Annotated in this window: 2 protein-coding genes; one reads left to right on the top strand and one right to left on the bottom strand. The window is 67.5% G+C overall.

Annotated elements, in window-relative coordinates:
- Positions 1 to 76 precede the first annotated feature (76 nt).
- The gene (locus tag IAE58_RS19620; protein ID WP_200734990.1) at positions 77 to 2,671 is read left to right on the top strand and encodes a M14 family zinc carboxypeptidase; all 2,595 of its coding nucleotides are present in this window, start codon (positions 77 to 79) and stop codon (positions 2,669 to 2,671) included.
- Between the two features lie 613 nt (positions 2,672 to 3,284).
- On the opposite strand, the gene IAE58_RS19615 is transcribed toward IAE58_RS19620, so the two are convergent.
- Positions 3,285 to 4,706 (bottom strand): DEAD/DEAH box helicase, encoded by a 1,422-nt coding sequence (locus tag IAE58_RS19615; RefSeq protein ID WP_199934762.1) that lies wholly within the window; start codon positions 4,704 to 4,706, stop codon positions 3,285 to 3,287.
- Positions 4,707 to 5,130: the final 424 nt, after the last annotated feature.

Below are 5,130 nucleotides of genomic sequence, written 5' to 3'. Positions count from 1 at the left end.
ATTCCGCTCCCCCCCCCCCCCCCCCCCCCCCCCCCCCCGGGGGGGGCCCCGCTGCCCTGCATTCCGGGAAAACACCGTGTCCTTGCATCGCCGTACCGTACTGCCGCTGCTGATCGCCGCCGCCACCGTTTTCGCCGCGCCCAGCGTGGCCCATGCGCAGAGCGCCTACTTCTTCCCGCAGGCCAGCGAAGCCTCGGCCTTCGACGCCAGCATTCCCACGCCGGAGCAGTTCCTGGGCTATCCGATCGGCAGTCGCTTCACCCGGCATGACCAGCTGGTGGCGTACTTCCAGGAACTGGCACGCCATTCGGACAAGATAAGCGTGCGCGAGATCGGCCGCAGCTACGAAGGCCGCCCGCTGCTGATCGCCACCGTCACCGCTGCCAGCAACCAGGGCCGGCTGGAGCAGATCCGCCAGCAGCACGCGACCCTGGTCGATCCGGCGCAGCCGCGCAGCGCCGCCGGTGACAGCCCGGTGGTGGTGTGGCTGGGCTACAGCGTGCACGGCAACGAAACTTCCAGCGGTGAAGCGGCCATGCTGACCGCCTACTACCTGGTGGCCAACCGCAGCGCCGAAACCCAGCAGTGGCTGCAGCAGGCGGTGGTGCTGTTCGACCCGGCGCAGAACCCCGATGGCCGCGATCGCGCCGCCAACTGGCACAACGCCTGGGCCTCGGACCCGGCCTCGGCCGACCCGGCCGACAAGGAACACGTCGAACCCTTCCCGCAGGGCCGCACCAACCACTACTTCACCGATCTCAACCGTGACTGGCTGGCCCTGACCCAGCGCGATTCAAGGCCCAAGGTGGAGGTGTTCCACCGGTGGTACCCGAACGTGCAGATCGACTTCCACGAGATGGGCAAGGACAACACCTACTATTTCGAGCCGTCGCCGAAGAGCATGCACAGCCCGTTGATTCCGGCGGCCTCGTATGAATTCAACAAGACGCTCGCCAAGTACCACGCGCAGTCACTGGATGCGTTGGGATCGCTGTACTACACCGGCGAAAACTACGACAACTTCTCCCCGGTCTACGGCTCCACCTATCCCGACTTCCACGGTGCGGTGGGGGTGACGGTGGAACAGGCCAGCTCGCGTGGGCGCGTGCAGGAATCGGTGAACGGTCTGCTGACCTTCCCGTTCACCATCCGCAACCAGGTGGCCACCGGCTTGGGCACCGTGCGCGGCGCAGTCACCGAGCGCAGTGGCCTGTTCGATCTGCAGAAGAGCTTCTTCCAGAGCGCACTGAAGCAGGCCGGCCAGCAGCCGGTAAAGAGCTTCGTGTTCGGCGATGCACATGATCCGGCGTTGACCCGTCGTCTGCTTGAGCTGTTGCTGCTGCACCGGATCGATGTGCATGCGCTGACGCGCGATGTCACCGTCGATGGCCAGAGCTTCAGCGCAGGCAGCGCCTACGTGGTGCCGGTGCAGCAGGCGCAGTTCCGCCTGGTGCATTCGATCTTCGCCGAAACCCCGCCGATCAAGGGCGATGTGTTCTACGGCAGCACCAGCTATGCGATCGCGCCGGCCTATGGCGTGGCCTTCGCCGGCAGCCGCAGCCGCATCGACGGGGGCGCCGCGGTGACCGAACTGCCGGCCGCAGGCGGTGGCGTGGTCGGTGGCCAGGCAACTTTCGCGTATGTCATTGACTGGCGCGATTACAACGCCGGCCGTGCCCTGGCCGAACTGCAGGGCAAGGGCGTGCTGGCGCGTGCCGCGTTCAAGCCGTTCACCGCGGGAACGGCGCAGGGTGATGTGGCCTTCGCCGCAGGCAGCATCGTGATTCCCGTAGCGGGGCAGTCGTTGCAGGGCGCGGCACTGCTGGATGCCGTGAATGCGGCCACGCGCAGCGCCGGCGTGCAGGCCCACGCACTGGCCAGCGGCCGCAGTCGCGATGGCATCGATCTGGGCAGCGACAGCGTCAAGGCACTGCGCAAGCCGGCGGTCGCGCTGGTGATGGGCGAGGGCGTGACCGCCACCGAGATCGGCTCGGCGTGGTTCCTGCTGGACCAGCAACTGCATCTGCCGGCCAGCAAGCTGGACCCGCAGCAGCTGGGCAAGGCGCCGCTGGATCGCTACACCACCCTGGTCCTCTCTAGCGGCAACTACGCCGGCGTGGATGCCACAGCGGTGGCCGCGCTGAAGCGCTGGGTGCAGGCGGGCGGTTCGCTGGTGACCTACGGCAGCGCCTCGAAGTGGGCGATCGAACAGAAACTGGCCGAAGGCGAAACGCTGGGCAAGGATGAGGATGCCGCCGACGAGAGCCGTCGCGCGTTCGGCGACCAGCGCGACATCGCCGCGATCGAGCGGGTCAGCGGCAACATCCTCAGCGCCGACGCCGATACCTCGCACCCGCTGGCCTTCGGCGTACCGCGCCGGCCGCTGGCGGTGAACAAGGAAAATGCCGTGGTGCTGCAGCCCAGTGCCAATCCGTTCTCTACGGTGGTGCGCATCGACAGCCCGCCGCGGGTGAACGGCTATCTGTCCGAGCGCAACCGCAGCCGCGTGGCGGGCAGTGCCTGGCTGCTGGTATCGGCGCAGGGGCAGGGCAGCGTGGTGTTGTTTGCCGATGATCCGGCGCACCGCAAGTACTGGCACGGCACGGATCGCCTGCTGATCAACGCGATCTTCTTCGGGAATCTGGTGAATCCCAGTAAAGCGCGGGGTTGAGACGTTTGGCGCCTTTGTAATGCCGGCGTTGGGAGGACGGAGGGGCTGCGCAGGACACGCCGCAAGTACGTCCCTGTAGGCTCGTAGGCGCCATCCATGGCGCCTGCGGTCCTGCGCAACCCCTCCGTCCTCCCCTGACAGTTTCCTGCGGGCGCGGACGCATCAAGCCCCAAGGCGGGAGCAAGGGCAAAAGCAGAAGCAAAAGCCGAAGCTCCTGCTTCGGCTTTTGTTTTTGAACTTGAATTTGAACTTGATCTTTCTTCTCCCGGCTACCCGGCGGGACAAGAAGGCGCTGGAAATGTCTGCAGCGCTGGGACGCGGGGGCGGCGCAAAACCGCAGGCGCCATGGGCCCGAGGCATGCCTCGGGCGGGTTGGGCAGGACGCCCAACTCCGGTCTTGCCGTGTGCGCACGATTGCGCACACGAGCAAGGCGCCTACGAGCCCCCATGGATGGGTTAAGGGCGTGTTTTGCGCCGCCCCGCGTCCTAGCGCTCAGGTAGAGCCTGCCGCGTGCTCTACCCCCCGGTAGCCAGCCAAAAAAAAGGACGGCGCCTCAGCGCCGTCCCTCGATAGCCCCCGCGCAGCGGGAAGCGCATCAACCGTCAGCCAGGATCAGCCGGCGCGACCACCGCCGTTGCCGCCCTGGCCACGACCGCGGCCGCCGCCATTGCCGCCACCGCCACGACGCTGGCCCTGGCCGGCGCCCGCACCTGCACGCTGCTGGCCATTACCACCGCCTTCGCGACGGCCGCCGCCCGGCTTCTTCGGGCCGGCATGCGCGTGGCGCGGCGCATCGCCGTGCGGGCGACGGGCGTGGCTCTTGCGCGGGGCGCGTTCGCCGGTTTCGTGCTCGGCCTTGCCCGGCGCACTGTTGCCCCAGCGGATCGGCACCTGCAGCTCGAAGCCCGGCACATCGCGGATATCCATGTCGCGGCCCAGCAGACGCGTGATCGCGCGCAGCAGCTTCACTTCATCCTGTGCGACCAGCGAAATCGCCTGGCCGGTGGCGCCGTTGCGGCCGGTGCGGCCAATGCGGTGCACGTAATCTTCGGCCACCATCGGCAGATCGAAGTTGATCACCTTCGGCAGTTCGTTGATGTCGATGCCGCGCGCGGCGATATCGGTAGCCACCAGCACGGTCACCCGGCCGGCCTTGAAATCGCCCAGTGCACGCAGGCGCTGGCCCTGGCTCTTGTTGCCGTGGATCGCCGCGGTCTTGATGCCGGACTTTTCCAGGAACGCAGCCAGCTTGTCGCTGCCGTGCTTGGTACGGGCGAACACCAGGGTCTGCTCGCGACTGTCCTGCGCCAGCAGGTGCAGCAGCAGGTCGCGCTTGCGGCCGCCGTCGACCGGATGCACGCGGTGGGTGATGGTTTCGGCCACGGTGTTCTTCGGCGTCACCTGGATCTGTTCCGGGTTGCGCATGAACTCCAGCGCCAGCTGGCGGATGTTGTCCTCGAAGGTGGCCGAGAACAGCAGGGTCTGGCGGTTCTGCTTCGGCAGCTTGGCCAGGATGCGCTTGATGGACGGCAGGAAGCCCATGTCCAGCATGCGGTCGGCTTCGTCCAGCACCAGCAGTTCAATGCCGGACAGGTCGATGCTGCGGCGCTCCAGGTGGTCGATCAGGCGGCCCGGGCAGGCCACCAGCAGATCCACGCCACGGCGCAGGATGTCCAGCTGGTTGCCCATGCCCACGCCACCGTAGATGCAGGCGCTGGGAATGCGCAGGTACTTGCTGTAGCCGCGCAGGCTGTCGTGCACCTGGGTGGCCAGTTCGCGGGTGGGGGCCAGGATCAGCGCGCGCGGCTTGCGCGGGCCGCTGCGCACTTCCTGCGATGCGGTGCCCAGGTGCTGCAGCAGCGGCAGGCCGAAGGCGGCGGTCTTGCCGGTACCGGTCTGTGCGCCGGCCAGCAGGTCGCGACCGGCCAGCGCCAGCGGGATAGCCTGCTGCTGGATCGGGGTCGGGTTTTCGTAGCCCTGCTCGGCAAGCGCACGCAGCAGGAAGGGCGCCAGGCCCAGCGATTCAAAAGACATTGAGTTTGCTCCAAGTACAAGAAACGCCTGACCGATCGGACAGGCGGGGGCAGATCAAACTGATCGGCTGACTCGGAGCGTTCCCGTGAACCGCGCTGCGAGAAGTTGGGTGCAGCCGGCGCGGAGCACAGGCTGGAATGCGTGACGAACGGTGTCGGAGTGGGGGCGGGCGAAGGGGCGGACCCCGGTCGCCGGCGATCCCGAAGGGAAACGGACGGCCGCTGCAGACCTCCATAGTCTAACCGAAGCCTGAGACCTCACGCAAAAACCCCTGTTCAGGGAAGGGGAGGGGGCAGGCAGGGCTGCGTCCTGCACCCGCTACCGTCAACGGCAACGTCAACGTCAACGTCAACGTCAACGTCAAGAGCAGGCTATCCGTGGGATGGCGGGGGGGGGGGGGGGGGGGGGGGGGGGGGGGGGGGGG

It is taken from the genome of Stenotrophomonas sp. S49, assembly GCF_016624905.1.
Lineage (GTDB): Bacteria > Pseudomonadota > Gammaproteobacteria > Xanthomonadales > Xanthomonadaceae > Stenotrophomonas.
The sequence above is the reverse complement of the archived record's forward strand: the minus strand, read 5'-3'. Positions and strand labels throughout refer to the sequence as shown.

Bases quoted from the DNA above. Each gene is read 5' to 3' on its own strand.
- IAE58_RS19615 (WP_199934762.1), bottom strand. From the start codon at position 4,706: ATGTCTTTTGAATCGCTGGGCCTGGCGCCCTTCCTGCTGCGTGCGCTT.